The organism is Pseudomonas sp. NY8896, from assembly GCF_039634505.1.
In genome coordinates this window covers 2,393,857-2,418,695 of record NZ_CP132350.1, presented here as the reverse complement: position 1 = coordinate 2,418,695, position 24,839 = coordinate 2,393,857, and the positions used below count along the sequence as shown (strand labels likewise).

The 24,839-nt window shown below is 61.3% G+C and carries 24 protein-coding genes; 13 read left to right on the top strand and 11 right to left on the bottom strand.

Annotation, left to right across the window (positions count from 1 at the left end):
- Positions 1 to 31: 31 nt before the first annotated feature.
- The 4 genes from Q9451_RS10890 (at position 32) to Q9451_RS10875 (ending at position 4,933) form a co-directional block, all read left to right on the top strand.
- Complete coding sequence (locus Q9451_RS10890) at positions 32 to 925, top strand: 2-hydroxy-3-oxopropionate reductase (RefSeq protein ID WP_012273446.1); 894 nt, start codon at positions 32 to 34, stop codon at positions 923 to 925.
- 259 nt (positions 926 to 1,184) lie between these two features.
- Positions 1,185 to 2,459: a glycerate kinase gene (locus Q9451_RS10885; protein WP_012273447.1), complete on the top strand. Its 1,275-nt coding sequence runs from the start codon at positions 1,185 to 1,187 to the stop codon at positions 2,457 to 2,459.
- Positions 2,456 to 3,871 carry a pyruvate kinase gene (gene pyk / locus Q9451_RS10880; protein ID WP_012273448.1) on the top strand — a complete coding sequence of 472 codons (1,416 nt, stop codon included), beginning with the start codon at positions 2,456 to 2,458 and terminating at the stop codon, positions 3,869 to 3,871. The genes Q9451_RS10885 and pyk overlap by 4 nt, the downstream gene beginning before the upstream one ends.
- A gap of 183 nt (positions 3,872 to 4,054) precedes the next feature.
- A complete protein-coding gene (locus Q9451_RS10875) occupies positions 4,055 to 4,933 on the top strand; it encodes an urea transporter (protein WP_012273449.1) in 879 nt (292 codons plus the stop codon).
- A gap of 375 nt (positions 4,934 to 5,308) precedes the next feature.
- Here Q9451_RS10875 and Q9451_RS10870 read toward each other — a convergent pair whose 3' ends face one another.
- Positions 5,309 to 5,641, bottom strand: coding sequence for an RHS repeat-associated core domain-containing protein (locus Q9451_RS10870; RefSeq protein WP_306106422.1), 333 nt, complete (start codon positions 5,639 to 5,641; stop codon positions 5,309 to 5,311).
- 190 nt (positions 5,642 to 5,831) lie between these two features.
- On the opposite strand from Q9451_RS10870, the gene Q9451_RS10865 reads away from it, so the two are divergent.
- The 3 genes from Q9451_RS10865 to Q9451_RS10855 all read left to right on the top strand — a co-directional run bounded on the left by Q9451_RS10865 (position 5,832) and on the right by Q9451_RS10855 (position 9,938).
- Positions 5,832 to 6,653, top strand: coding sequence for an ion transporter (locus Q9451_RS10865; protein WP_012273451.1), 822 nt, complete (start codon positions 5,832 to 5,834; stop codon positions 6,651 to 6,653).
- Positions 6,654 to 6,769: 116 nt separating this feature from the next.
- Positions 6,770 to 7,768: a sulfate ABC transporter substrate-binding protein gene (locus Q9451_RS10860; RefSeq protein ID WP_012273452.1), complete on the top strand. Its 999-nt coding sequence runs from the start codon at positions 6,770 to 6,772 to the stop codon at positions 7,766 to 7,768.
- 145 nt (positions 7,769 to 7,913) lie between these two features.
- Positions 7,914 to 9,938 (top strand): mechanosensitive ion channel domain-containing protein, encoded by a 2,025-nt coding sequence (locus Q9451_RS10855; RefSeq protein ID WP_012273453.1) that lies wholly within the window; start codon positions 7,914 to 7,916, stop codon positions 9,936 to 9,938.
- Between the two features lie 58 nt (positions 9,939 to 9,996).
- On the opposite strand, the gene Q9451_RS10850 is transcribed toward Q9451_RS10855, so the two are convergent.
- The gene (locus Q9451_RS10850) at positions 9,997 to 10,923 is read right to left on the bottom strand and encodes a class I SAM-dependent methyltransferase (protein WP_012273454.1); all 927 of its coding nucleotides are present in this window, start codon (positions 10,921 to 10,923) and stop codon (positions 9,997 to 9,999) included.
- A gap of 35 nt (positions 10,924 to 10,958) precedes the next feature.
- Positions 10,959 to 11,855 carry a DMT family transporter gene (locus Q9451_RS10845; RefSeq protein WP_012273455.1) on the bottom strand — a complete coding sequence of 299 codons (897 nt, stop codon included), beginning with the start codon at positions 11,853 to 11,855 and terminating at the stop codon, positions 10,959 to 10,961.
- Between the two features lie 133 nt (positions 11,856 to 11,988).
- On the opposite strand from Q9451_RS10845, the gene Q9451_RS10840 reads away from it, so the two are divergent.
- The 3 genes from Q9451_RS10840 (at position 11,989) to Q9451_RS10830 (ending at position 15,201) form a co-directional block, all read left to right on the top strand.
- Entirely contained in the window at positions 11,989 to 12,426 is a 438-nt protein-coding gene (locus Q9451_RS10840) for an Lrp/AsnC family transcriptional regulator (protein WP_012273456.1), read from the top strand.
- 497 nt (positions 12,427 to 12,923) lie between these two features.
- Positions 12,924 to 14,456: an NCS1 family nucleobase:cation symporter-1 gene (locus tag Q9451_RS10835; RefSeq protein WP_012273457.1), complete on the top strand. Its 1,533-nt coding sequence runs from the start codon at positions 12,924 to 12,926 to the stop codon at positions 14,454 to 14,456.
- 16 nt (positions 14,457 to 14,472) lie between these two features.
- Entirely contained in the window at positions 14,473 to 15,201 is a 729-nt protein-coding gene (locus Q9451_RS10830; protein WP_012273458.1) for an aspartate/glutamate racemase family protein, read from the top strand.
- A 55-nt stretch (positions 15,202 to 15,256) separates the two neighbouring features.
- Here the strand turns inward: Q9451_RS10830 and Q9451_RS10825 are convergent, their stop codons facing one another.
- The 4 genes from Q9451_RS10825 to Q9451_RS10810 form a co-directional block, all read right to left on the bottom strand.
- Positions 15,257 to 16,453 (bottom strand): D-amino acid dehydrogenase, encoded by a 1,197-nt coding sequence (locus tag Q9451_RS10825; RefSeq protein WP_012273459.1) that lies wholly within the window; start codon positions 16,451 to 16,453, stop codon positions 15,257 to 15,259.
- A gap of 44 nt (positions 16,454 to 16,497) precedes the next feature.
- Positions 16,498 to 17,160 carry a histidine phosphatase family protein gene (locus tag Q9451_RS10820; RefSeq protein ID WP_012273460.1) on the bottom strand — a complete coding sequence of 221 codons (663 nt, stop codon included), beginning with the start codon at positions 17,158 to 17,160 and terminating at the stop codon, positions 16,498 to 16,500.
- Positions 17,161 to 17,392: 232 nt separating this feature from the next.
- Positions 17,393 to 17,731, bottom strand: coding sequence for an FKBP-type peptidyl-prolyl cis-trans isomerase (locus Q9451_RS10815; protein ID WP_012273461.1), 339 nt, complete (start codon positions 17,729 to 17,731; stop codon positions 17,393 to 17,395).
- A gap of 38 nt (positions 17,732 to 17,769) precedes the next feature.
- A complete protein-coding gene (locus tag Q9451_RS10810; RefSeq protein WP_012273462.1) occupies positions 17,770 to 18,711 on the bottom strand; it encodes a DMT family transporter in 942 nt (313 codons plus the stop codon).
- Positions 18,712 to 18,866: 155 nt separating this feature from the next.
- Between Q9451_RS10810 and Q9451_RS10805 the strand changes: the two genes are divergently transcribed.
- On the top strand, positions 18,867 to 19,760 hold the full coding sequence (locus Q9451_RS10805; protein ID WP_012273463.1) for a LysR substrate-binding domain-containing protein: 894 nt from the start codon (positions 18,867 to 18,869) through the stop codon (positions 19,758 to 19,760).
- Between the two features lies 1 nt (position 19,761).
- On the opposite strand, the gene Q9451_RS10800 is transcribed toward Q9451_RS10805, so the two are convergent.
- From Q9451_RS10800 to Q9451_RS10790, 3 genes are all read right to left on the bottom strand, one after another.
- Positions 19,762 to 20,169 carry a GFA family protein gene (locus tag Q9451_RS10800; RefSeq protein WP_012273464.1) on the bottom strand — a complete coding sequence of 136 codons (408 nt, stop codon included), beginning with the start codon at positions 20,167 to 20,169 and terminating at the stop codon, positions 19,762 to 19,764.
- A gap of 76 nt (positions 20,170 to 20,245) precedes the next feature.
- Positions 20,246 to 21,034 (bottom strand): PhzF family phenazine biosynthesis protein, encoded by a 789-nt coding sequence (locus Q9451_RS10795; RefSeq protein ID WP_012273465.1) that lies wholly within the window; start codon positions 21,032 to 21,034, stop codon positions 20,246 to 20,248.
- Positions 21,035 to 21,084: 50 nt separating this feature from the next.
- A complete protein-coding gene (locus Q9451_RS10790; protein ID WP_012273466.1) occupies positions 21,085 to 22,023 on the bottom strand; it encodes a 2-hydroxyacid dehydrogenase in 939 nt (312 codons plus the stop codon).
- A 319-nt stretch (positions 22,024 to 22,342) separates the two neighbouring features.
- On the opposite strand from Q9451_RS10790, the gene Q9451_RS10785 reads away from it, so the two are divergent.
- Both Q9451_RS10785 and Q9451_RS10780 read left to right on the top strand, forming a co-directional pair.
- Complete coding sequence (locus tag Q9451_RS10785; protein WP_012273467.1) at positions 22,343 to 23,242, top strand: hypothetical protein; 900 nt, start codon at positions 22,343 to 22,345, stop codon at positions 23,240 to 23,242.
- 161 nt (positions 23,243 to 23,403) lie between these two features.
- Complete coding sequence (locus Q9451_RS10780) at positions 23,404 to 24,333, top strand: hypothetical protein (RefSeq protein WP_012273468.1); 930 nt, start codon at positions 23,404 to 23,406, stop codon at positions 24,331 to 24,333.
- Between the two features lie 85 nt (positions 24,334 to 24,418).
- Here the strand turns inward: Q9451_RS10780 and Q9451_RS10775 are convergent, their stop codons facing one another.
- A complete protein-coding gene (locus Q9451_RS10775; RefSeq protein ID WP_012273469.1) occupies positions 24,419 to 24,835 on the bottom strand; it encodes a hypothetical protein in 417 nt (138 codons plus the stop codon).
- Positions 24,836 to 24,839 lie beyond the last annotated feature (4 nt).

The following is a 24,839-nucleotide window of genomic DNA, read 5'->3' as shown; positions in this document are numbered from 1 at the left end:
GATGTGAACAAATATAAAGAGGCACATTGTCATGGCTAAAATCGGTTTCATCGGCACCGGCATCATGGGCAAGCCCATGGCCCAAAACCTGCAAAAAGCAGGTCACAGCCTGTTCGTTTCCACCCACCACGACGCCGCGCCAGCCGAGCTGATCGCCGCCGGTGCAGTGGCCCTGGCCAACCCTAAAGAAGTGGCGCAGGAAGCCGAATTCATCATCGTCATGGTCCCCGACACCCCACAGGTCGAAAGCGTCCTGTTCGGCGAAAACGGCGTGGCTGAGGGCGTCGGCCCGAACAAGATCGTGATCGACATGAGCTCGATCTCGCCAACCGCTACCAAAGCCTTCGCCGAGAAAATCAAGGCAACCGGCGCTGCCTACCTGGACGCCCCGGTGTCCGGTGGTGAGGTCGGTGCCAAGGCCGCGACCCTCAGCATCATGGTCGGTGGCTGCCCGAAAGCCTTCGAGCGCACCCTGCCGCTGTTCGAAGCCATGGGCAAGAACATCACCCGCGTCGGTGGCAACGGTGACGGCCAGACCGCCAAGGTCGCCAACCAGATCATCGTCGCCCTGAACATCCAGGCAGTCAGCGAAGCGCTGCTGTTCGCCGCCAAGAACGGCGCGGACCCAGCCAAGGTGCGTGAAGCACTGATGGGCGGCTTTGCTTCGTCGAAAATCCTCGAAGTGCACGCCGAGCGCATGATCAAGGGCACCTTCGACCCAGGCTTCCGCATCAACCTGCACCAGAAGGACCTGAACCTGGCCCTGCAAGGCGCCAAGGAACTGGGCATCAACCTGCCCAACACCTCCAATGCCCAGCAAGTGTTCAACACCTGCCAGGCCCTGGGTGGCGGCAACTGGGACCACTCGGCGCTGATCAAAGGCCTGGAGCACATGGCCAACTTCTCGATCCGCGGCGACAAGTAACCTGAATTCGGGGACTGCTGCGCAGCCCGATCGCGACACAAGGCCGCTCCTACAAGCGGTACGCAATCCCCTGTAGGAGCGGCCTTGTGTCGCGAAAGGGGCGCAAAGCGCCCCCAGGATTCCAGAGCAAACACCATTGAACCTGCGACCACAGGTTCAGCGGTAGCACCGAGCAACACCCGCCCCTGGTTCGGCCTGCACGGAGGCAGTTCCAGGGGCGTTTTTGATTCTGCAGAACAACAATAATTGGGAGCCTGCCATGTCGGTCGATCCGCAAAAACTTCTCCGCGAACTGTTCGACACAGCCATCGCCGCCGCCCACCCCCGTCAAGTTCTCGAACCCTACCTGCCCGCCGACCGTAGCGGCCGGGTCATCGTCATCGGCGCCGGCAAGGCCGCAGCTGCCATGGCCGAAGTGGTCGAGAAAAGCTGGCAGGGCGAAGTCTCTGGCCTGGTCGTTACCCGTTACGGCCACGGCGCCAACTGCCAAAAAATCGAAGTGGTCGAAGCCGCCCACCCGGTCCCGGATGCCGCCGGCCTGGCCGTGGCCAAGCGCGTGCTGGAACTGGTCAGCAACCTCAACGAAGACGACCGCGTCATCTTCCTGCTGTCTGGCGGGGGCTCGGCACTGCTGGCCCTGCCTGCCGAAGGCCTGACCCTGGCCGACAAGCAGCAGATCAACAAGGCGCTGCTCAAATCCGGCGCCACCATCGGCGAGATGAACTGCGTACGCAAACACCTCTCGGCGATCAAAGGCGGCCGCCTGGCCAAGGCCTGCTGGCCGGCCACCGTCTACACCTATGCCATTTCCGATGTACCGGGCGACCTCGCCACCGTGATCGCTTCCGGCCCCACCGTGGCCGACCCGAGCACCTCGGCCGACGCCCTGGCCATTCTCAAACGCTACAACATCGAAGCGCCGAAAGCGGTCATCGACTGGCTGAACAACCCAGCCTCGGAAACCGTCAAGGCCGATGACCCAGCCCTGGCCCGCAGCCACTTCCAGCTGATCGCCAAGCCCCAGCTGTCGCTCGAAGCTGCCGCGGTCAAAGCCCGCCAGGCCGGCTTCAGCCCGCTGATCCTCGGTGACCTGGAAGGTGAATCACGCGAAGTGGCCAAGGTACACGCCGGCATTGCCCGGCAAATCGTTCAACACGGCCAGCCGCTGAAGGCGCCCTGCGTGATCCTGTCGGGTGGCGAAACCACCGTAACTGTGCGCGGCAATGGCCGTGGCGGGCGCAACGCCGAGTTCCTGCTCAGCCTCACCGAAAGCCTGAAAGGCCTGCCGGGTGTGTACGCCCTGGCCGGCGACACCGACGGCATCGATGGCTCGGAAGAAAACGCCGGTGCCTTCATGACCCCGGCCAGCTACGCCCGCGCCGAAGCCCTGGGCCTGTCGGCCAGCGACGAGTTGGACAACAACAACGGCTATGGCTACTTCGCCGCGCTGGATGCGCTGATCGTCACCGAGCCGACCCGCACCAACGTCAACGACTTCCGCGCCATCCTGATCCTCGAGACTGCCCAATCATGACGCCTGATAAAAAAGTAAAGATCCTCGCCACCCTTGGCCCTGCGATCAACGGCATCGACGACATCCGCCAGCTGGTCGAAGCCGGGGTGAACATCTTCCGCCTCAACTTCAGCCACGGCGAACACGCTGACCACGCCCTGCGTTATCAGTGGATCCGCGAAGTCGAGCAGCAACTGAACTACCCGCTGGGCATCCTCATGGACCTGCAAGGGCCAAAGCTGCGCGTGGGCCGCTTCGCTGAGGGCAAGGTACAGTTGCAACGCGGCCAGGCCCTGCGCCTGGACCTGGACAAAACCCCCGGCGACAACCGCCGGGTCAACCTGCCGCACCCCGAAATCATCGCTGCCCTCGAACCCGGCATGGACCTGCTGCTGGACGACGGCAAGCTGCGCCTGCGCGTCACCGCCAAGCACAGCGATGCCATCGACACCGAAGTGCTGAACGGTGGCGAGCTGTCCGACCGCAAAGGCGTCAACGTACCGCAAGCGGTGCTCGACCTCTCTCCGCTCACCGAAAAGGACCGCCGCGACCTGGCCTTCGGCCTGGAGTTGGGCGTGGACTGGGTGGCCCTGTCGTTCGTCCAGCGCCCTGAAGACATCGTCGAAGCGCGCCAGCTTATCGGCGACCGCGCCTACCTGATGGCCAAGATCGAAAAACCCTCGGCGGTCGAGCAGCTGCAAGCCATCGCCGAACTGGCAGACGCGATCATGGTGGCCCGTGGTGACCTGGGCGTGGAAGTGCCGGCCGAAAGCGTGCCGCAGATCCAGAAGCGCATCATCGGCACTTGCCGCCAACTGGGCAAACCGGTGGTGGTGGCCACGCAGATGCTCGAATCCATGCGTTTCTCGCCAGCGCCTACCCGTGCCGAAGTCACCGACGTGGCCAATGCCGTGGCCGAAGGTGCCGACGCGGTGATGCTGTCGGCCGAGACCGCTTCGGGTGATTACCCGCTGGAAGCGGTGCAGATGATGAGCAAGATCATCCGCCAGGTGGAAAACGGCCCGGACTACCAGGCCCAGCTCGACGTTGGCCGGCCAAAAGCCGAAGCCACCGTGTCGGATGCCATCAGCTGCGCTATCCGCCGTATCAGCGGCATCCTGCCGGTGGCGGTGCTGGTCAACTACAGCGAGTCGGGCGCCTCGACCCTACGCGCGGCGCGCGAGCGGCCACGGGCACCGATCCTCAACCTGACACCGAACCTGAACACCGCACGCCGCCTGAGCGTGGCGTGGGGCGTGCACTCGGTGGTCAACGACCGCCTGCGCCAGGTCGACGAGGTGGTGTCTACGGCGCTGGAAATTGCCCAGGCGCAAGGTATGGCCAGCCGTGGCGACACACTGCTGATCACCGCCGGTGTGCCTTTCGGCAAGCCGGGGTCGACTAACACGCTGCGGATCGAGACTTTGATCTGAGATTGCCGGGGGCGCTCTGCGCCCCTTTCGCGACACAAGGCCGCTCCTACAGGAGACCGCAATCCCTTGTAGGAGCGGCCTTGTGTCGCGATAGGAGGGCAAAGCCCTCCCAATACACCGAACCTGCGGAAAACAGAGGCCCAAAGAGGCCCACCGCCCTCCATCAACCTCACTGACTGCCCCATGTACACCAAAAATTTCGTCAACCCGTGCCCCGACTGGGCCACGGCGTTACTCAACGGCTTCAGCCAGGTGCTGCTGCTGCGCAATCCCCTGTGCGGCCTGTGCTGCCTGCTGGCCATCCTGCTGACCGCGCCCAGCCTGGTCGGCGGTGGTGCCCTGCTCGGCGCCCTGGCTGGGCTACTCACCGCCCAGGCCCGCGGTTACGACCGCGCCGATCGCCAGGCCGGGTTGTATTGCTACAACGGCGTGCTGATCGGCATCCTGATCAGCGTCGTGCTGCCCTGGTCGGCGATCCTGCCACCACTGATCATCGCCGCCGGCGGCCTGTCCAGCATCATCACCCACCAATGGCGCAAGCGCGGCGGCAAACTTTTGATCGCCTACACCGCCCCCTTCGTCCTGCTGGGCTGGGCCACGCTGCTGCTCGCCAGCCCCTCACCCAGCGGCTTCGTCGAAGCCGACCCGCTGTATGCCCTGGCGCGTGGTGTGGGCCAGATCTTCCTGCTCGATCAGCCCCTGGCAGGCGCGCTGATCATCCTCGGCATGTTCATCGCCAACCCCTATGCCGCCATGTGGGCAGTGATCGGCTCGGCCATCGGTGGTGGCGTGGCGCTGCTCACCGACCAGGCGCAGGCTGCGTGGCTGGGCCTATACGGGTTCAATGCCGCATTGGCGGCACTGGCCTTCAGCAGGCAAGGTGAAAAGCCGTGGGTGACGCTGCTGGCCATCGCCATGGCCTTGCTATTGCAACCGTTGTTCAAACTGCTGCCGGTACCCGGCCTGACCGCGCCCTTCGTCGCCGCCTGCTGGCTGATGCACCTGGGCAGTCACTTGGTACAACGAGGCCATAAGCACGACGCAGCTGATTTAAGGGGGTAAGTTATCGCGTCCCTTGTCGTGTCCCCGTTACACTTTCGGAGAGATTTATATAGCCACTAACGCCGCCGCCCCCAAGCCTGGAACTAGGTGCATCAGCTGGTCCGACGGGCAAAACAGCATGGGTTTCAGGTATCAAGTTTACTGAAGTGAACCCCTCCGCTTGCAAAAACAGGGAGCGTTTTTCAGGTGGTGTAGGCACATAGATATTACCTTTTACCAAGTGGTGTCCCGAGAGCTCTACAAAAGGCACCTCGGAGACCGCTCTGGCCTCGAACCGCCCAGCGCTGAATGAAAACTCGAAAGTCGTTGCCTGCTTTTCATGTACTCTAACGACTTCGATGGACAGTCCACTCGCACGAGGGTCCCTCAACAACGTCAAGTGGGGTTTGAGGTCATTTTTTTGGGTAATCCATAGGTCTTGAGTAACTTGGTCAAACCAGTTCTTCCCCCTGCCTGGCCTGTTGGATCTGTCTTGTTTACCGGATCACCGGAACAGTATGCATAGGTATTACAGCCGCCCTTACCAAAGGGACTGAAGCTGTCAGGACTGACGAATCGCATCAGCATTGGGCTATACAACCGATAGCCATTTCCCAGCAGATACCCCTGCACGGTTCTCTCCAGAAGCTGGCCAGTGAAGCACAAGAGCCCCGCTTTCCTCGGCTCGACATGGCCATAAACTGTGTAGGGTAACGACCTCTGCCCCATGTGCTGTCGAGTTATAGCCTGCTTGTCGCCATACATTTTCTTTACCTTTTGATGGTTTTTTCTTACCCCTACGCTGAGTACTTTTGTATTAGCGTGGAACTAGCACTTTTATCAGTCTGAATTCTCACCTTCCTGCCAGAGGCCCGGACCATCTAATCTTGGCTATCAACGCTTTCGGAACGACCGCCTCATGAGTGCACAACAATCTTTGCGTGAACGCCTGTACATCATGGTCTTCCAGACCGATACCGTAGCCGGCCGCCGCTTCGACAAAATCCTCCTGCTGATCATCCTGGCCAGCCTGGTCACGGTGATCCTGGACAGCATCGACGAAGTGCACCAAGGCTACGCCGGTCTGCTGGCCGCCATCGAATGGGGCTTTACCGCGATCTTCCTGGCCGAGTACATCACCCGCCTGTACTGCTCCCCCAAGCCCTTGCGCTACGCCTTCAGTTTCTATGGCCTGGTCGACTTGCTGGCGATCGTGCCGGGGATCATCGCCCTGTACTACAGCGACGCCCAGTACCTGCTGATCATCCGGGTTATTCGGATGCTGCGGATCTTCCGCGTACTGAAGCTCAGCCCGTACCTCAAGCAGGCCCATTACCTGATGGAGGCGCTGCGCGGCAGCAAGCAGAAAATCATCGTGTTCCTGGTGACGGTATCGACCCTGGTGACGGTGTTCGGCACGCTGATGTATGTGATCGAAGGGCCGGAGCATGGCTTTACCAGCATTCCCAAAGGCATCTATTGGGCCATCGTTACCCTGACCACCGTGGGCTTTGGCGACATCGTGCCGAAGACGCCGCTGGGGCAGGTGCTGTCATCATTGGTGATGATTACCGGTTACTCGATCATTGCCGTGCCGACCGGGATCTTCACCGCAGAACTGGCCAACGCCATGCGTGGGGAGCAACTGCAGCATGATTGCCCAACCTGCCAAAAGAAGACCCATGAGCATGGGGCGGCGTTCTGTTCCCGGTGTGGGAATGGGCTGTTTCCCAAGCACTGAGGCCCTGTACTTGCAGCGGAATAACCAAAGTGTTTTTTGTTCTTTAACCCACTTCGAGCCACCCGCTATAGTCGCTGGCAATCTGCCCCAATACTCTTCAAGAACAAGGAAGCAACGTGAAAAAACTCTTCACCGCCTCACTGCTCGCCGCAGGCCTGGCCCTGGGTAACCTCGCCCAGGCCGCCCCTACCCTGCTCAACGTTTCCTACGACGTGATGCGCGACTTCTACAAGGACTACAACCCAGCCTTCCAGAAACACTGGGAAGCCGAGCACAAAGAGAAGGTCAACGTGCAGATGTCCTTCGGCGGCTCCAGCAAGCAGGCGCGTGCGGTGATCGATGGCCTGCCGGCCGATGTCATCACCATGAACATGGCCACCGACATCAACGCCCTGGTCGACAACGGCAAGCTGGTGCCGGACAACTGGGTAACCCGCCTGCCGAACAACAGCGCACCGTTCACCTCGGCCACAGTGTTCATCGTGCGCAAGGGCAACCCAAAAGCCCTGAAAGACTGGCCCGACCTGCTTAAGGACGGCGTGCAGGTGATCGTGCCCAACCCGAAAACCTCGGGTAATGGCCGCTACACCTACCTGTCGGCCTGGGGCTACGTGCTCAAGCAAGGCGGTGATGAAAGCAAAGCCCGCGATTTCGTCGGCAAACTGTTCAAGCAGGCCCCCGTCCTGGACACCGGCGGCCGCGCCGCCACCACCACCTTCATGACCAACCAGATCGGCGACGTGCTGGTCACCTTCGAGAACGAAGCCGAAATGATCGCTCGCGAGTTCGGCCGCGACCAGTTCGAAGTGGTCTACCCAAGCGTGTCGGCAGAAGCCGAGCCGCCGGTGAGCGTGGTCGACAAGGTGGTGGCCAAGAAAGGTACCCAGGCCGTGGCCGAGGAATACCTGAAGTACCTGTGGTCGCCAGAAGCCCAGGAGATCGCCGCCAACAACTACCTGCGCCCGCGCGATGCGACGGTACTGGCCAAGTACACCGACCGCTTCCCGAAAGTGGACTTCCTGTCGGTGGAAAAAACCTTTGGTGACTGGCGCACCGTGCAGAAAACCCACTTCAATGATGGCGGGGTGTTTGACCAGATCTATAGCGGTCAGTAACTGATACAGGCAGTGCCGGCCTCTTCGCGGGCAAGCTCACGAAGGGACCGGCACAGGCCATACAACAATCGAACTTTCCATACCCTTTACCCATCAGTTCCTTGAGTAACCCTGCCCCGCTCACCCCGGCCCAAGGAGTACTCCAGTGCTGCGCTTTCTCTCTACCCTGTTGCTCGGCTGCCTGCTGAGCACCCACCTGCTTGCCGCCGACCCCACCCCCACCGAAGAACAAGCCGCCGAACCCGAACCAGTACTGCAAGGCGGGCTGCTTGGCGCTTTGGCCGACGGCCTGGACAGTGCCGCCCAGGAGCTGGACCTCGACGCCCACCTGGTGGATGCCTGGCGCTTGCGCACCGATCGCGCCGCCAAAGAGGTCGAACGCCTGGTCGACCGCCACTCGGCCAGCGACTCGCTGCAACTGGCCGGCAACTTCTTGTTGCTTACATTCACCTGGGCCGCCAGTTTCGCCGCGCTCACCAGCCTCGGGCGCTGGGTCGCAAGACGCACTTCTGGTACCCCGTGGCTGCGCGAGCGCAAACGTGCCAGCAGCCTGCTGGGCTACCTGCTGCCCTACACCCTGCCAGCGCTGGCCAGCCTGCCGCTGACGCTGTACGCCAGCCGCTTCCTCGACCCCTCGGTAGCCCGCGCGCTGGGCCTGAGCCTGGCATACGCCACCAGCAGTGGCTTGTTCTCGACCTCGATCATTCTGTGCCTGATCACCCTGTTCGATGCCGGCCACAAGCGCCCGGCCGTAGCAGTGATCAAGCGCCTGGCCCCACGGCTGCTTTTTCTGATCGGCTTCCTCGCGGCCTGGAGCGACGCCCTTACCAGCCCGCAGATTGCCCGCCAGTTGGGCGGCAACATCACCGCCAGCATTGCCGTGCTCACCGGCCTCACCGCCACCTTCATCTTCGCCAGCCTGGTCATTCGCCTGCGCCGCCCGGTGGCGCACTTGATCCGCAACCGCAGCTTGAAGGACCGTGTGCAGCACCGGGCCGTGCAGGAGACCCTGCGGATCTTTTCGGCGGTGTGGTACCTGCCAATCCTGTTGATGATTCTGGTGTCGGCGATTCACCTGGTAGGTGCCGGTGAAGAAAGCCAGAAGGCCCTGCAGAAGGCTTTGCTGACCACTGTGCTGCTGGTATCGACAGTGTTTCTCAGCACGTTGCTGCAACACTTGCTGGCCCCCCGGGAAAGCGACCCGGCGCAACGGGTACGCCCCTACAAAGAACTGCTGCGCAGCCTTGCCCATGCGCTATTGCGCATCGCCATGGCAGTGGCCTTCATCGAATTGCTGGGGCGCATCTGGGGTTTCTCGGTGATCGATTTCGCCCTGAGCAACAGCCTGGGCCAGGCGATCAGCAACTCGCTGTCGAGCATCGGCCTGATCCTGCTGGTTACCTGGCTGCTGTGGGTGGTGCTTGATACCGCTATTCAGGAAGCACTCAAGCCTGCCGTCGGCCGCCGCGCCGCACGCCAGCCAAGTACCCGGGTGCGCACCATCCTGCCGATGCTGCGTAACGCGATCAAAGTGGTCCTGATCGTTATCTGCACCATCACCACCATGGCCAACCTGGGCATCAACGTTGCGCCCTTGCTGGCCGGTGCCGGGGTGATCGGCCTGGCCATCGGCTTCGGTTCGCAGCAGTTGGTGCAGGATGTGATCACCGGATTGTTCATCCTGATCGAGGACACCATTTCCATCGGCGATTGGGTGGTGCTCGATTCCGGCCATGCCGGTACCGTCGAAAGCCTGACCATCCGCACCCTGCGCCTGCGCGATGGCAAAGGCTTCGTGCACTCGGTGCCGTTCGGCCAGATCAAGGCGGTTACCAACCAGTCGCGGCAGTTCGCTTATGCGTTTTTTTCGGTGCAGTTCACTTACGACAGTGATGTGGATGCGTCGCTGGCACTGATCCATGAAGTGGGCAAGTCGATCAGCGAAGATCCGCTGCTGCGCATCAACCTGCAGGGGCCATTGCAAGTGTTCGGCGTGGACCGCATGGACTTGAACGGCTTTGTGCTGACGGCGCAGTTCCGCACCATTTCCGGCGGGCAGTATGCGGTAAGCCGGGCGTTCAACGAGCGGTTGAAGAAACGCGTGGACCAAACCGACAACGTGAGTTTTGCCCAGGTATACCCGCTGCCGATGCAGGCTCTTGGCGCTTGATGCCGCCTGTACTGGGCTCTTCGCGGGTAAAACCGCGAAGAGCCCAGCAAGGGCAACATCAAACTTTACGGAACACCAAGGCCTTGAGCCCCCCGGCCGGGTCCACATCCGGGAACTCCGGCGGGTTCTCCAGCCGCTCGACAAACGCAAGCGTCGGCGCCTGCTCCGCCATCCCTTCAATGAGAAACTCCGGCCCGATGCCCGGATCATTCACACACGCCAGCACCGTGCCGCCCTCAGTCAGCAACTCCGGCAAACGCCGCAGGATCTTCGCGTAGTCCTGGGTCAACACGAAGCTGCCACGCTGAAAGGTTGGCGGGTCGATGATGATCAGGTCATACGGCCCGTACTTGCGCACCTTGCCCCACGACTTGAACAGCTCATGGCCCAGGTACGCCACCCGCGATGCCTCGTGGCTATTGAGGCGGTGGTTGTCCCGGCCACGTGACAGGGCCGATTTGGCCATGTCCAGGTTCACCACCTGCTCGGCGCCACCGGCAATCGCTGCCACCGAGAAACCGCAGGTATAGGCGAACAAGTTCAGCACGCGCTTGCCCGCCGCCTGCTCACGCACCCAGCGCCTGCCGTAGCGCATGTCGAGGAACAGGCCGTTGTTCTGCCGCACGCCCAGGTCCAGCAGGTAGCTCAGGCCGTCCTCGACCACCTCACGCTGCTGGCACGGCTCGCCCACCAGCCACTGGCCCGGGCTGTCGGGCAGGTAGCGGTGCTGGATGATGATCGCCTGGCCGGTCCATTGCGGGCGCTCAGCCAACGTGCGCAACATGGCCTCCAGCTCGGCCAGCTGGCCCTCGGACGGCTCGCGGAACAGGGCAACCGACAGCACGCCTTGCAGCCAGTCGACGGTGACCTGCTCCAGGCCCGCCCAGCAGCGCCCACGGCCGTGGAACAGGCGGCGGGTTTCCTGCGGGGCAGGGTCGAGGGCGGCGAGCAGGTGCTTTTCAAGGATGTGGATCGGCGAAGTCATGGTGGGTCGCAGGCTGACAAAAGCGGCATTCTACCTCAACTTTTGACGGCAACCCGCGCCGGTCGGAACCACCATCCCTGCTGCATTCCCGCCGCCGCCAGCAAGATCAACCCCACCCCCAGCCACTGCAGCGGCGCCAGTCGGTGCCCGAACGCCACCCAGTCCACCAGGATCGCCGCAATCGGGTAAATGAACGACAGCGCACCGGTCAACGCCGTGGGCAAACGCTGTATGGCACTGTACAGCAGCACATACATCAGGCCGGTATGCACCATGCCCAGCGTCAGCAGGCTGGCCAGCGCCGGCACTTCACTCGGCAAGCCGCCAAGCTTGACCCACGGCGCCAGCAGCAGCGCACCCGTGGCTACCTGAATCAACGCGATCAGGTGCGGGGGCGTGCCACTCAGGCGCTTGATGATCAACGCAGCGATTGCATACAACAACGCTGCCCCCAGCGCCAGGGCAATCCCGAGCAAATAATCCTCGCCACTGCCCTGCCCCGCCCCATGTGCACTGACGATGGCCAGCATGCCGAGGAACGCCACGCTCAGCCAGGTCACCTTGGCCAAGGTGATTTTCTCGCCCAAAAACAGTGCCGCCAGGCCCACCAGCATGAACGGCTGCACGTTGTACACCGCCGTACCAATGGCAATCGATGCCCGCGAGTACGAGGCGAACAACAACAGCCAGTTGCCGACAATGGCCACCCCACTGGCAATCGCCAGCAAGAATGCCGTGCGGCTGATCACTCCCGGCCGTAGAAGCCCAAATGCGGCGCAAATCGCCAGCAAGGTCACGGCACCGAACACGCAGCGCCAGAACACCACATCCAGCACCGGTAGGCCAGACACCAGCACGAACCAGCCGATGGTCCCGGAAATCAGCATGGCAGCGACCATTTCCAGCGAGCCACGGCGCAATGAACTGTCCATCTCACACCTCCTGTTGACGATGGCAACAGTATGCAAAGGTTGCAGCCTGACCTTCCAGCGGTTAATCAAGGCAGGTCTGCAGTCATGCCTTTACTATCAAGGCAAATATCGTGAATTACCTGATGAGGCGAGCATGACCGATGCCATCGACCAACTACTGATCAATGCACTGATGGAGGACTCACGCCGCTCGCTCAAAGCGCTGGCGCAGGTCAGCGGGCTGTCCGCGCCCAGCGTCAGCGAACGCCTGCGCCGCCTGGAGGAGCGTGGTGTGCTGCGCGGCTACACCGTGGAGGTCGACCCACGCGCCTTTGGTTACCAGTTGCAGGCCATCGTGCGCATCCGCCCGCTGCCGGGGCAGTTGCACGAAGTGGAGCGGCAGATCATTGCCATCCCTGAGTTCACCGAGTGCGACAAAGTCACGGGTGAGGACTGTTTCATTGCCCGGCTGCATGTGCGCTCGATGGAACAACTGGACACCCTGCTCGACCGTATCAATGTGCTGGCCGAAACCAATACCGCCATCATCAAGAAAAGCCCGGTGAAGCGGCGGTTGCCGCCGATGGATTGATTTTCTCTTGCACGGGCCTCTTCGCAAGCGTCCCCGTGAATAGGCCCGCGCAGGAAAAGCTGACTATTTTTTGTACACAAAAACGTCACCATAAGTGCCATTTTTGTGTGCACTTACCCTCGGTAACGCCCCAATACGTTACACACTTCCCGCCAAAAATTTTGACCAAATGATCAACTAACTTTCGCACTAAAAAATTAAACCTGTTCATTTGGTCAACTTATAACGTCAGCATTTCATTAACTTATCTTTCAACAAGATAGTTTCAGAATGCTGGGCAGAAGAAAGTTGAATACTCCTTGGCATAGAAATGGCTTTTGTGTCTTCGTGTTTTGTATACAACCTAAACAAAACATAAATACACAAGAACCCGCGACGCCGACCCAATGTCGGCCGCCGCGCCCAGAACCCTGTGATGCCAACACTGCACTGACGAGATGGCGAGCCCGTGCGCATGCCCGCTCATCGCAGTCCAAGTGCATCAGGAGCCCGCCGGAATGAGTAGCAGCCTCGACCTTGCCCCTGAACTATCCGTCGCCAGCACCCACCCCAACACCACCCTCACCGGCAACGCGCCGGAACTTGCCCTGAGCCCGCGCCTGCATAACCGCGACCTCGCGCCAACACGTATCGAAGGCCGTCGCTGGGGCGGCTACAGCATCTTCGCGCTGTGGACAAACGATGTGCACAATATCGCCAACTACTCGTTCGCCATGGGCTTGTTCGCCCTCGGCCTGGGTGGCTGGCAAATTCTCTTGTCGTTGGCCATCGGTGCGGCCCTGGTGTATTTCTTCATGAACCTGTCCGGCTACATGGGGCAGAAAACCGGGGTGCCGTTCCCGGTCATCAGCCGCATTGCCTTCGGTATCCACGGCGCGCAGATCCCGGCGCTGATCCGCGCCGTCATCGCCATTGCCTGGTTCGGCATCCAGACCTACCTGGCCTCGGTGGTGCTGCGGGTACTGCTTACCGCCGTGTGGCCACAAATGGCGGCATACGACCACGACAGCATCCTCGGCCTGTCGAGCCTGGGCTGGGTGTGCTTCGTATCGATCTGGCTGGTGCAACTGGTCATCCTGGCCTACGGCATGGAGATGGTGCGCCGCTACGAGGCCTTTGCCGGCCCGGTGATCCTGCTGACCGTCGCCGCCCTGGCGGTGTTCATGTACTTCAAGGCCGATGCCCGCATTGCCTGGTCGGTGGCTGCGCCGCTGACTGGCTACGAGATGTGGCGCAACATTTTTGCCGGCGGCGCGCTGTGGCTGGCGATCTACGGCACTTTGGTGCTGAACTTCTGTGACTTCGCCCGCTCCTCGCCGTGCCGCAAGACCATCCGCGTCGGCAACTTCTGGGGCCTGCCGGTGAACATCCTGGTGTTCGCCGTGATCACCGTGGTGCTATGCGGTGCGCAGTTCCAGATCAACGGCCAAATCATCGACAGCCCGACGCAGATCGTCGCCGCCATCCCCAGCACGCCATTTTTGGTGCTCGGCTGCCTGGCCTTCCTGATCGTCACCGTGGCGGTGAACATCATGGCCAACTTTGTCGCACCAGCCTTCGTGCTCAGCAACCTGGCGCCGCGCCACCTGAACTTCCGCCGTGCCGGGCTGATCAGCGCCACGTTGGCGGTGCTGATCCTGCCGTGGAACCTGTACAACAGCCCGCTGGTGATCGTGTACTTCCTGTCGGGCCTGGGCGCCCTGCTCGGCCCGCTGTACGGGGTGATCATGTCCGACTACTGGTTGCTGCGCAAAGGCTGCATCAACGTGCCACAGCTGTACAGCGAAGACCCGGCCGGCGCCTATCACTACAGCAAAGGCATCAACCTGCGCGCCGTGGCCGCCTTCGTGCCGGCTGCGCTGCTGGCCATCGTCCTGGCCCTGGTCCCCAACTTCCAGAGCGTGGCGCCGTTCTCCTGGTTGATCGGCGCCGGTATCGCCGCTGCCCTGTACCTGCTGATCGCACCCCGCAACCGCCAATACCACGACGTCAGCGGCGAGTGCATCGCCGTCGACCACAGCAGCCATTAATCAAGGAAGACAGCCCATGCGTATTCTGATCGCCAACGTCAACACCACCGAAGCCATCACCGACGCCATTGCCGAGCAGGCCCGTGCGGTGGCTGCGCCCGGCACGGAAATAATCGGCCTCACACCTTGGTTTGGTGCCGAGTCGGTGGAGGGCAATTTCGAAAGCTACCTGGCTGCAATCGCGGTGATGGACCGAGTACTGGCCTTCGAAGGCCCCTATGACGCCGTGATCCAGGCGGGTTATGGCGAACACGGCCGCGAAGGTCTGCAGGAGCTGCTCAACGTGCCGGTGGTGGACATTACCGATGCTGCCGCCAGCACAGCAATGTACCTGGGCCATGCTTATTCGGTTGTAACCACGCTGGACCGCACCGTACCGCTGATCGAGGACCGCCTGAAGCTGTCCGGCCTTTACGAGCGCTGCGCCTCGGTGCGTGCCAGCGGGCTGGCGGTACTGGAACTGGAGGCCGACCCACAGCGGGCCGTGGAGGCGATTGTCGAGCAGGCCGAACGGGCCGTGCGTGACGACAAGGCCGAAGTGATCTGCCTGGGTTGCGGCGGCATGGCCGGGCTGGACGAGCAGATTCGCCAGCGCACCGGTGTGCCCGTGGTGGATGGTGTGAGCGCAGCGGTAACCATTGCCGAATCGCTGGTGCGCATGGGGTTGAGTACTTCCAAGGTACGCACCTATGCCACGCCGCGCGCGAAAAAGGTGCTGGGTTGGCCGATGCGCTTCGGCCGCTGATCCAGTATTTCCCTGTGCCGGCCGCTTCGCGGGCAAGCCCGCGAGGGGGCCGGTACTATCGCCCCATCATTTCGACCAGGCGCTGCGCACTGCCACAGGCCAAGGTAAACCCCAACGCACCATGCCCCAGGTTCAGCCACAAGTTGCGATACACCGTCCCGCCAATGATCGGCACCCCGGTCGGTGTCGCCGGCCGCATCCCGGCCCACTCCACCGCCTGGTTATAATCCGCAGCCTTGGGTAACGTCTCAAGTGCCAGCCGCCGCATGCTCTGCAACCTGCGCTTTTCCACCGACTCGTCAAAACCGACAATGTCCACCATCGCCGCTACCCGTAGCTGCTGCCCCAGGCGGGCGTAGACGATCTTGCGCTCATAATCGGTAAGGCTCACTTCCGGGGCTTGGTGCCCGGCACCGATCGGTGCCGTCAGGCTGTAGCCCTTCAGCGGGTAGACCGGTATATGCACCCCCGGTAGTGCCAAGCCTGGGCCGCGATGCCCGGCGCATAGCACCAACTGCTCCACCTCCATCTGCTCGTCGCCCAGTTGTAGCGCTACAACCTGGTCCTGGCACCGCACCAGTTGCGTCACTGGCCGACCAAGCAGAACACGGCATTGCCCCGAAGCGCGTAACAGGGCCTCCAGGCGCTGGCAGAACAAGTGGCAATCACCCACCTCTTCATCCGCTGTGAACACGCCACCGACAAACGGTGCCCCCGCCAATGCAGGCTCCAGCGCGCGCAGCTCGACTGCCGCCAAAACCCGCTGGCTGGCAGGGTCCGTCAACTGCGCTCGGCCATGGGCAAAGGCCCGCTCGCTGCGAAAAGCCACCAGCTTGCCGTTGCGCCGCCAGGCAAAGTCGCCCAGGTTCTGCGCCTCGCGCCATTGCCCCAGAACGGCCTGGCTGTGCAACGCCAGCTCCAGCAATTGCCCGGCATTACGGCGATTGACGCTGCGCCGGCAAGCCAGGGTAAAGGCCAGCAGCCAGCGCCACTGCGCCGGGTCAAGGCGCAAGCGCAGGCGCAGCGGCGACTCGCCCTGCAGCAGCCAGCCCAGTGCCTGCCAGGGCACCCCGGCATCGGCCAGTGGCGCCACATACCGATAGGACAATTGCCCGCCATTGGCAAAACTGGTGGCCGACGCCAGGCTGTCGCGCGCCTCGATCAACGCTACCGAATACCCGTCACGAACAAGAGCGTAGGCCGTTGCCAGGCCAACCACCCCGCCACCGATTACCGTTACCCGCTGCTTCATCCTTCATCCCTGTTCCGGCTTCCTGGCCAAACAGTACCAGCGGATCAGGTCGGGCAGCTATGCGCACCGTCATTCAGGCCCTGGCGCACGTTACGGCTGAGCAGGCTGGCCTTGCCGTCGTGCCAGGTCAGGGTCAGTACATAGAGGGTGTCGAAGTCATCCCCGCTCCAATCCTCGGTGATCACCCGCTCTTCACCCAGGGCCTTGCCCGCCACGGTGTTGATCAGCTCTGGCAGGTAGCCGTGGGACCAAGCGGTGTAGACGGTTGCATTGCGGTATTTTTCGCTCAGCAACTCTTCGGCCAGTTCATCGGTGTCGTTGGCGCCGTAGTCGATGTTCACCGGCAAGCCGAGGCGAATGGCGCTGGGGGTGATGGTCATCAGCGGGCGGATATAGCTGTAGCTTTCGTCCCTGCTGCCTTCTTCGACATGCCGTGAGGGGTTGGCGGCAAACACGTAGTCAGCCTTGCCGAAGCGTTCGGGCAGCACGGTTGCCAGGTCCAGCGCACGGTTGAGGCCTTGGCAGTTCAATTGGCCCAACCCTTCACCTGGCTTCTCGCCATGACGCAGGAACACCAAGGTTTGAGTGCCATCCACCGGTTGCGCCCGGCTTTCGACAGCCTCCAGCGCCAACGGTACAGCGACGGCTGTGAGCACCAGGCTTAGCAGCAAGTGACGGCGACGGTGGAAGAATGTTGGCAACTTCATCAAGGCAGGCTCGTGTGGCATAAAAATCGGAGTTACCCGCCACATCGCCCGGCCAGTCGCAGGGCGCCCTTGTAGTGAATGCCATCCTTGGCAACGAGTGAGGGTCAGAGTGCCCTGAACCCGTTTGGTTCCTCCCTGGAGGTGGATGCCGTTCCCTAGGCAAGGCCCAGGCTAGGGGAAAGTGTTGCGCAATTGTGTAAGGTGCAAGAACCTCGGGTTGCAATACGATCACTCAATCATCCCGCGTCAGCACTTCCACCAGCTCGATCTCGAAGGTCAGGTCCGAATTCGGTGGGATCGAGCCCACGCTGCGCTCGCCATAACCCAGGTGCGCCGGCACTAGCAGTTTGCGCTTGCCGCCAACCCGCATACCCATCAAGCCTTGATCCCAGCCCTTGATCACCCGACCAGTGCCGATCACGCACTGGAACGGCTTGCCGCGCGACCAGGACGAATCGAACTCACTGCCGTCGGCCAGCCAGCCGGTGTACTGGGTGGTGATCAGGGCGCCTTTGACGGCGGCTTTGCCATCACCCTCGACCAGGTCGATGATCTGCAGTTCTTGGCTCACGGGCACACTCCAACGCTGAAAACAAAGCCGCCCTTTTCTCAGGAATGCAGCGGTTTGGCAAGTTCGCGCGGGGTTTCATGCTGGCGCATCGACCACAGCACGCCGCCAATCACCAGCACGATCGCTGCCGCTTCCAGCAAGCTTGGGCCGGCCTGCCGCCAGAAAAAGGCATACAGCAGCGCAAACAGGGTTTCAAACACGATCAGTTGCCCACTCAAGGTCAGCGGCAGGCGCTTGGAGGCGGCGTTCCACAACGCCATGGCAAGCCACGAACCGAGCACTGCGCAGGCCAGGCTGGCCGCCCAGAACAACCACCAGCGTGACATCGGCGTTTCGGCCTGCAGCTGTTGCGGCTGCCACAGTGCCAGGCCAGCGACCATCAACAGGCTGGCAAGGCCAGTCATTACCCCGCACAACACCGACCATTGGTGGCTGTCGAAGTGGCCGCACTGCTTCAGGTAACGGCTGTTCTGCACGGCGTACCAGGTCCAGCACGCCAGGGCGGCCAGCGCGTAGAACAGGCCCATCAGCTTGTCGCCGATATCGCCGGGGGCGAAGGCGAAGGTTTGCAGATTGATGCACAGCATACCGGCAAGGATCAGCGCCAGCGGGCCGACCAGCCGCGCCAGGGGCACCGCGCCGCTGTCATTGCGGCCGTACAGGGTGATGGTCAGCGGCAACACGCCGACGATCAACGAGGCCGGGGCTACACCCAGGCGCTGGATCGCCGCCACCAGGCACACGAAGTACACCAGGTTGCCGATCACCGCCAGGCGCAACAGCATCCACGCATCACCTGCGGTCAGTTGGCGCAACTGGCGCGCCATGGGCAGGGCCAGCAGCAGCGAGATCACGCCCACCATCAGGTAGCGCACGCTGCTCAGCAACATCGGATTGAACTCGGGCAGCAGCTCGGGAACCATCAGCACCATGCCCCATAACGCACCGGCCATGCCGGCGTACATCACCCCGCGTTTCACGTGTCAGCTCCTGGTTTGAAGATGAACGCAGGCTACCTGTGCGCAGGGTATCGGGCAAAAGATGAATTCGCATCGCTGCATTCCCTGGAGGAATGCCAGCGTGCTCATTAAGATGTTGCCAGGTGGCGCCGCCACGACCTTGCACGGAGCCAACCATGAGCCGCTACAGCCGCCACCTACCCCCGCTCGATACCCTGATCGCCTTCGAGGCTGTGGCCCGTACTGGCAGTTTCACCCGTGCCGCCGGCGAGCTTTACCTGACTCAGAGCGCGGTATCCAAGCAGATTCGCTTGCTCGAAGACCAGCTCGGCACCCAGCTGTTCGAACGCCGCGCCCGCGGCATTACGCTGACCACCGCTGGCGAGCACTTCCATGATGTGGTCGAGCCGATGCTGGACAAGCTGCTGGCCAACGTCCAGCGCCTGAAAAGCGGCCATGGCAACCGCCATGTCAGCGTCATCTGCACCCATGCCGTGGCGCAATACTGGTTGTTCCCGCGCCTGCTGCGCTTCAACGAACAGCACCCTGGGCTTACGGTGAACATCCATGCCAGCAACGACATCAACGAGAGCCTGGTTGCCGAATACGACTTCGGTATTCTCTACGGGCATGGCCGCTGGCGTTCGCTGCAAGCCAGCAAGCTGTTCGATGAAGTGATCTACCCGATTGCCAGCAGCCGCTGGGACATCAGCCAGGTCGACAGCCTGGCGGCGCTGCAGGCCATGCCACTGATCCAGCTCGATGCCTCGGCCTGGAACTGCCTGGACTGGCACGACTGGTTCGCCCATTTTGGCCAGCGCTATCAGGCACCCGCCGATGCGCTCACCTTCAACCAGGTGAACTTGGTGTTCGACGCGGTCATGCAAGGAATGGGCGTGGGCCTGGGTTGGGAGTCCATGGCCCGTGAACGCATCAACAGCGGCCTGATCCGCCAGGTGTGCGATTTTGAAGTACGCACCGGTCAGGCCGACTACCTGGTGCACGACCGCCAGGCTCTGCCCTCACCCGCCGCACAGGTGTTTGCCGAGTGGCTGCTGGCACAGGCCTGAATCAGCTGTACTGCTCAAGTACCTCCTGGCCGGTGAGTTCCTTGGTCTGGTTGGCGAAGCAATACCAGGACGGTTTTTCCTCGACGAAGATCTGCAGGTCGAAATCCCACTCTTGGTCGCCATCGAGCAGGCCGACCGGCACGGCGTGGAAGTCGTTGGCCTTGAGCCGGTAGTAAAGGTGCGTGCCGCACCGGCCACAGAAACCACGCTGGGCCCAATCGGACGAATCGTAGACGCTGGGCGCACGCCCTTCGATCAGCGGAGGTTGGCTGCAGTGCACCACCAGCAATGGCCCCCCGGTCCACTTACGGCACATGCTGCAATGGCAGGCGCTGATATGGGTGTTGTCGACGGTGACCGTGAGCCGGGTAGCGCCGCACAGGCAGGTGCCTTGTTTTTCCTTGGCCATGGGTAGTTCCTTGAGCGGAAGATGGGCCTTGTAGGCGCGGCCTTGTGCCGCGCCTACAAGGGACGGTGACAGCGTGTTAAATATAGACAGTACCACGCAGGTACAACGCCGCCCGCCCACTGATGATCACTCGACCATTGCCCGACACTTCGCACTGCAGCTGCCCTTTGCGTGCCCCGCCTTGCTCGCAGCCCAGCACGCTCTTGCCCAATCTTTCGGCCCAAACCGGCGCCAGCGAGGTGTGCGCAGACCCGGTTACCGGGTCTTCATTCACGCCAACCCGTGGGCCAAACCAGCGGGTGACGAAATCAAAGCCACGCCCTGGCGCAGTCACGGCAATACCGCGCACGTCGAATGCCGACAACGCAACGAAGTCTGGTTTCAGTGTATCGAGCAGCAAAGCGTCATCGATCACCACCACATAATCGTCGCTGCGATACAGCGCCTGTGCCGCGTTCAGGCCCAATGCCTGCAACAGGCCCGCCGGGATGTCCACGGCTTCCGGTTGCTTAGCCGGGAAGTCCATGGCCAGCAGCCCGTTAGCGCCACGGCTGACGCGCAGTTCGCCACTGCGGGTATTGAAGCGCAGCACCTGCGTCTGCTCACCCAGTTGCTCGAACAGCACATAGGCCGAGGCCAGGGTGGCATGGCCGCACAGGTCGACTTCCACGGTCGGGGTAAACCAGCGCAGGTCGAACGTTTCGCCATTGCGCACGAAGTAGGCGGTTTCCGACAGGTTGTTTTCTTCGGCAATGCGCTGCAGTACATCGTCCGGCAGCCAGCCTTGCAGCGGGATCACTGCGGCCGGGTTGCCACCGAACGGTTCAGCGGAAAAGGCATCGACCTGGAAGATTTCGAGTTGCATGCACACACTCCTGGTTGCCTGGGCGCTGCCAGGCAGTTAACTGGAAAAGGTTACGAGCGTACCGGGGTCAATACCGGCTCACCGGCAAAGAACGCCTGCAGGTTGCGCAGCACCAGTGCCACCGTGTCGCGTGCGGCTTCCGGCGACTGGCCGGCCACATGGGGTGTGAGCACGGTGTTGGCCAAGGCCTTGAGGGCATCGGGCACTGCCGGTTCGTCGTCGAATACGTCCAGCGCGGCGCCAGCCAGCTGGCCATGCTGCAATGCGGTAATCAGGGCCTGCGTGTCGACCACGCTGGCACGGGCGATGTTCACCAGATAGCCCTCAGCCCCCAAAGCCTCCAGCACCTGCGCATGGACCAGATGCCGAGTGTTGGCACCACCCGGGGTGGCAACGACCAGAATGTCGACGGCCTCGGCCAGGTGTCGCGGGCTGTCGTACCAGGTGTAAGGCACATCCTGGCGTGGCGTGCGGCTGTGGTAGCTGATGGGCATGTCGAAGCCCAGGTGAGCACGCTTGGCGATTGCCAGCCCCACTGCGCCAAGGCCCAGAATGCCCAGGCGTTTGCCACTCACCGAGGGGCTGATCACTCGGTTCCATTCCCCGCGCCGGGTACTGGCATCGCCACAGGGAATGTTGCGCAGCAGCGCCAGCAGCAAAGCCAGGGTGTGGTCGGCGACGGCAGCGGCATTGGCCCCGGCACCGTTGGTAACGGTGATGCCGCGGGCTGCGGCGGCAGCCAGGTCGACCTGCTCGTAGCCGGCACCGATCACGCAGATGATCTGCAACTTGGGCAATGCGTCGATTTCGGCGGCAGTCAGCCCCAGTGGCCCACGGGTGAGCACGGCATCGATGTCATCGGCGTGACGTTCAATGGCCTCGGCCCGCAGTTGCGGTGAGGGGGCACGGATCAGGCGGTAACCGGCCTGCTCCAGCATGGGTAGGTAATCATCGACGGTTTCTACCAGTACCAGGACTGTCTTGCGCATGCCACCTCCAAGTCAATTCATGGGGGCATTATGCGGAGTCACCGGCCAGTACAGTCAATCGAAATATCAAGCCGGAACTGTACTGCATTGAACTCTTAGGATATTACACTTGCAATACCAGTAAACCGAAAGCAAGCCCTCCGCGAGCCAGGCCTGAATGAGTCGACTGTTTCCGACTCGGCCCAAACCCAATCATTACTCGCGCACTACCGATTAGTTTAATACCTTAGCGCCGCAGCATACCTATCAATTCTGCCAGGTGCCCTTTTCGTGCGCTTGTGCAAGTCTAATACGACTCCAAACTTACTGGACCGTAAACATGAGTCTGCGATCAACCTTAATACTGGCTCTTTTAATGAGCGGCTGCGCCACCACGCCACCGGTGGTAACCCATAATGCGCCGCTGGCCGCTCGCGCCTACCAGGAAGGTAACTTGGTTGCCGCACGTTTAAGCGAACGCTACCACTATGCACCACCTGATTGCGGCGAGGACTCAAAACCTGCATTTCTGTGCAGCGGTGTAATTTTCAGGGCTACCCATTACTCCCCCGCGTATGACGCGTGGAATCCCAGCCCACCCTCAGTCGTAAGTGGTGGCGTATCGTTCTCCTATCTGCGCAAGGACGCCAAATTCAACACCATGCTGCCGGGTCAGCACAATGGCTACATATTGCACCCCGTCCTCAACAGGCCATTCGGCAAACGAAACTTGGAGGTTCTGTGCTACTTCCCGATTGATGCAGATACAGACCAAAGAGAAAAGCCAGGCTGTGGAGAGCATAAAAACTTTCCCACCGTAAGCCGTTCCTGTGAGCTGCAGAGTATCCAGACCGCGGAGCAGTGGCAGCAACATTACTCCCAGACACAACTCAAGCGTGAAAGCCAATGTGGGTTTAACGTCAGTGACGAGCGCAACACCGAGGCGGGTCCGGCTTTCAACGAGGCAATGCGCACGCACAATCTTGGTAGCACAATCCCAGAACACTTGTTCATGATGCCAAATGAGTTTCGCATTGCTACCTGGCCGCAAAACATCCCCTTAGAACTGCCGATCGAAGCGTTCTTCTACGTAGACGCGACTGGGCTGATCGATGCCAAGAAAGATCGTGACAGTTTCCAAGCAAAAACCAGCATACGCTTACCGTTGATAAAGATCACATTACCTGCCAACCGGCAACAGGACGCATTGTTCGATTACAGGCCCGAAGACAATAACTGATACAACTGGAGGCAGTCATAAAGCGAACAAAGCGCAGAACGTCATGAACAATTGATTTTTAATCAGCTCGCTTGTCAGCAACTATCGAAAACCTCCGCAACACCCAGACCAATGAGCCCTTCAATCGACAGGCATTAACTTCGACAAGTGAGTCTTCATAAATGAAAACACTGACACTCCTCCTTGTAGCATTGACCTTGACGGCATGCACTCAAACCCAAATCAAACCCTATCAACACACGCCAGTGGATGGGGCGGCAACGGCTCAGGCCTTGAACGCCAGGTATATCGATGATCGGCAGAATTGTGGGAATACCAGTATCCCTTCATTTCTCTGTAGTGGCGTAATACTTCGGGCAACTACGTATTCAACCAGCTACGATCCTTGGGATGCCAGCCCAGCCGCACAACAAAAAGACGGCGTGTCATTTTCCTACTTACGCAAAGATGCCAAATTCGCTCGATTGGCCTACGCGCTGACAAATGGCTTCATTTTTTACCCCATTTTTGACATACCCCCCGACAAGATAAAACTGGAGGTATTCTGTGCATTCGTTATCGACGGCTGGACGAACGACAGGCCCGATCACGGATGTGGCGCAACCCCGGGATTCGCTGTCAGCAAGCCATGCCACGAGAGCGGTATTCTCACCGCCAGCGACTGGCAGAATCACTATCGGGACGTTGGGGGCGTGAGCCAGCGCTTATGTGGCTTCAATGTGCGTGACAGCGCCAATGATCATGCCGGCCCGTCGTTTTACCAAGCGCTGCAGGCAAAGAGCACCGGCAGCTTGGCCGAAACGCTGTTCACCCAGCAGAACGAAATTGTCATCAAGTCATGGACGGACGATGTGGATGGCGGCTTACCCATACAAGCATTCTTCTATTTGAAAGACAGTGCCAGTGGTTTGGCCGAAGCCCAAGACATCAAGCGACGTTTTCTCGCCAAGACAGGAATCGATGTTCCACTGATCCGGCTCACCCTGCCAAGTCTCAGCAGCCAGGACGCCCATTTCGATTACATATCAGACGACAACAGAAAAGCTTCACCTGTGCCAGCATGCCCATCCGGTCTGGCACCTTGCAGCTGAATGCACGCAGCCAACGGAGTCATGCACCATGACTAGGCCAGCCTATCAGGAAAAAAATCACGCTGATGGTGCCGGCCATACCCATTCACTGGCCGAACGCGCGCCCTAATCCGCCTGGCACACCACTGCTGTCAGTTTCCTGCCAAGGCCCATTCGGGCTCAGCGACCAGCTCCAGCCATTGTCAAACCGGTAGTAGGTGCGCTGCCGGTAAAAGGTATTGGGCTGTTTCTCCAATACATATACCCCAAGCTTGGGGTCCCAGTGGCTGGCCCCACCAGGCGGTGGCGCAAAACTGGCCGAGGTGCGCGGCATTGGCTTGGGTATCGCCGCCGGCTTGCTCGGCTGAGTAGAGGGCTGCCCGCCCGGCAACGGCTTGACCACCGGCCCCTGCGGCGGCAAACGCTCGATCGGTGGCGCGGGCTGCTCATACGGCTGATGCACCGTACACGCAGACAAACCCAGGGCCAGGGTAATCAGGGTCAGGCGGACGGTGCTGTGCATGGGA

Excerpts from the sequence above, each read along its gene's own strand:
- Q9451_RS10890 (WP_012273446.1), top strand. The coding sequence starts at position 32 with ATGGCTAAAATCGGTTTCATCGGCACCGGCATCATGGGCAAGCCCATG.
- Q9451_RS10885 (WP_012273447.1), top strand. The coding sequence starts at position 1,185 with ATGTCGGTCGATCCGCAAAAACTTCTCCGCGAACTGTTCGACACAGCC.
- pyk (WP_012273448.1), top strand. The coding sequence starts at position 2,456 with ATGACGCCTGATAAAAAAGTAAAGATCCTCGCCACCCTTGGCCCTGCG.
- Q9451_RS10875 (WP_012273449.1), top strand. The coding sequence starts at position 4,055 with ATGTACACCAAAAATTTCGTCAACCCGTGCCCCGACTGGGCCACGGCG.
- Q9451_RS10870 (WP_306106422.1), bottom strand. The coding sequence starts at position 5,641 with ATGGGGCAGAGGTCGTTACCCTACACAGTTTATGGCCATGTCGAGCCG.
- Q9451_RS10865 (WP_012273451.1), top strand. The coding sequence starts at position 5,832 with ATGAGTGCACAACAATCTTTGCGTGAACGCCTGTACATCATGGTCTTC.
- Q9451_RS10850 (WP_012273454.1), bottom strand. The coding sequence starts at position 10,923 with ATGACTTCGCCGATCCACATCCTTGAAAAGCACCTGCTCGCCGCCCTC.
- Q9451_RS10845 (WP_012273455.1), bottom strand. The coding sequence starts at position 11,855 with ATGGACAGTTCATTGCGCCGTGGCTCGCTGGAAATGGTCGCTGCCATG.
- Q9451_RS10840 (WP_012273456.1), top strand. The coding sequence starts at position 11,989 with ATGACCGATGCCATCGACCAACTACTGATCAATGCACTGATGGAGGAC.
- Q9451_RS10835 (WP_012273457.1), top strand. The coding sequence starts at position 12,924 with ATGAGTAGCAGCCTCGACCTTGCCCCTGAACTATCCGTCGCCAGCACC.
- Q9451_RS10830 (WP_012273458.1), top strand. The coding sequence starts at position 14,473 with ATGCGTATTCTGATCGCCAACGTCAACACCACCGAAGCCATCACCGAC.
- Q9451_RS10825 (WP_012273459.1), bottom strand. The coding sequence starts at position 16,453 with ATGAAGCAGCGGGTAACGGTAATCGGTGGCGGGGTGGTTGGCCTGGCA.
- Q9451_RS10820 (WP_012273460.1), bottom strand. The coding sequence starts at position 17,160 with ATGAAGTTGCCAACATTCTTCCACCGTCGCCGTCACTTGCTGCTAAGC.
- Q9451_RS10805 (WP_012273463.1), top strand. The coding sequence starts at position 18,867 with ATGAGCCGCTACAGCCGCCACCTACCCCCGCTCGATACCCTGATCGCC.
- Q9451_RS10800 (WP_012273464.1), bottom strand. The coding sequence starts at position 20,169 with ATGGCCAAGGAAAAACAAGGCACCTGCCTGTGCGGCGCTACCCGGCTC.
- Q9451_RS10795 (WP_012273465.1), bottom strand. The coding sequence starts at position 21,034 with ATGCAACTCGAAATCTTCCAGGTCGATGCCTTTTCCGCTGAACCGTTC.
- Q9451_RS10790 (WP_012273466.1), bottom strand. The coding sequence starts at position 22,023 with ATGCGCAAGACAGTCCTGGTACTGGTAGAAACCGTCGATGATTACCTA.
- Q9451_RS10785 (WP_012273467.1), top strand. The coding sequence starts at position 22,343 with ATGAGTCTGCGATCAACCTTAATACTGGCTCTTTTAATGAGCGGCTGC.
- Q9451_RS10780 (WP_012273468.1), top strand. The coding sequence starts at position 23,404 with ATGAAAACACTGACACTCCTCCTTGTAGCATTGACCTTGACGGCATGC.
- Q9451_RS10775 (WP_012273469.1), bottom strand. The coding sequence starts at position 24,835 with ATGCACAGCACCGTCCGCCTGACCCTGATTACCCTGGCCCTGGGTTTG.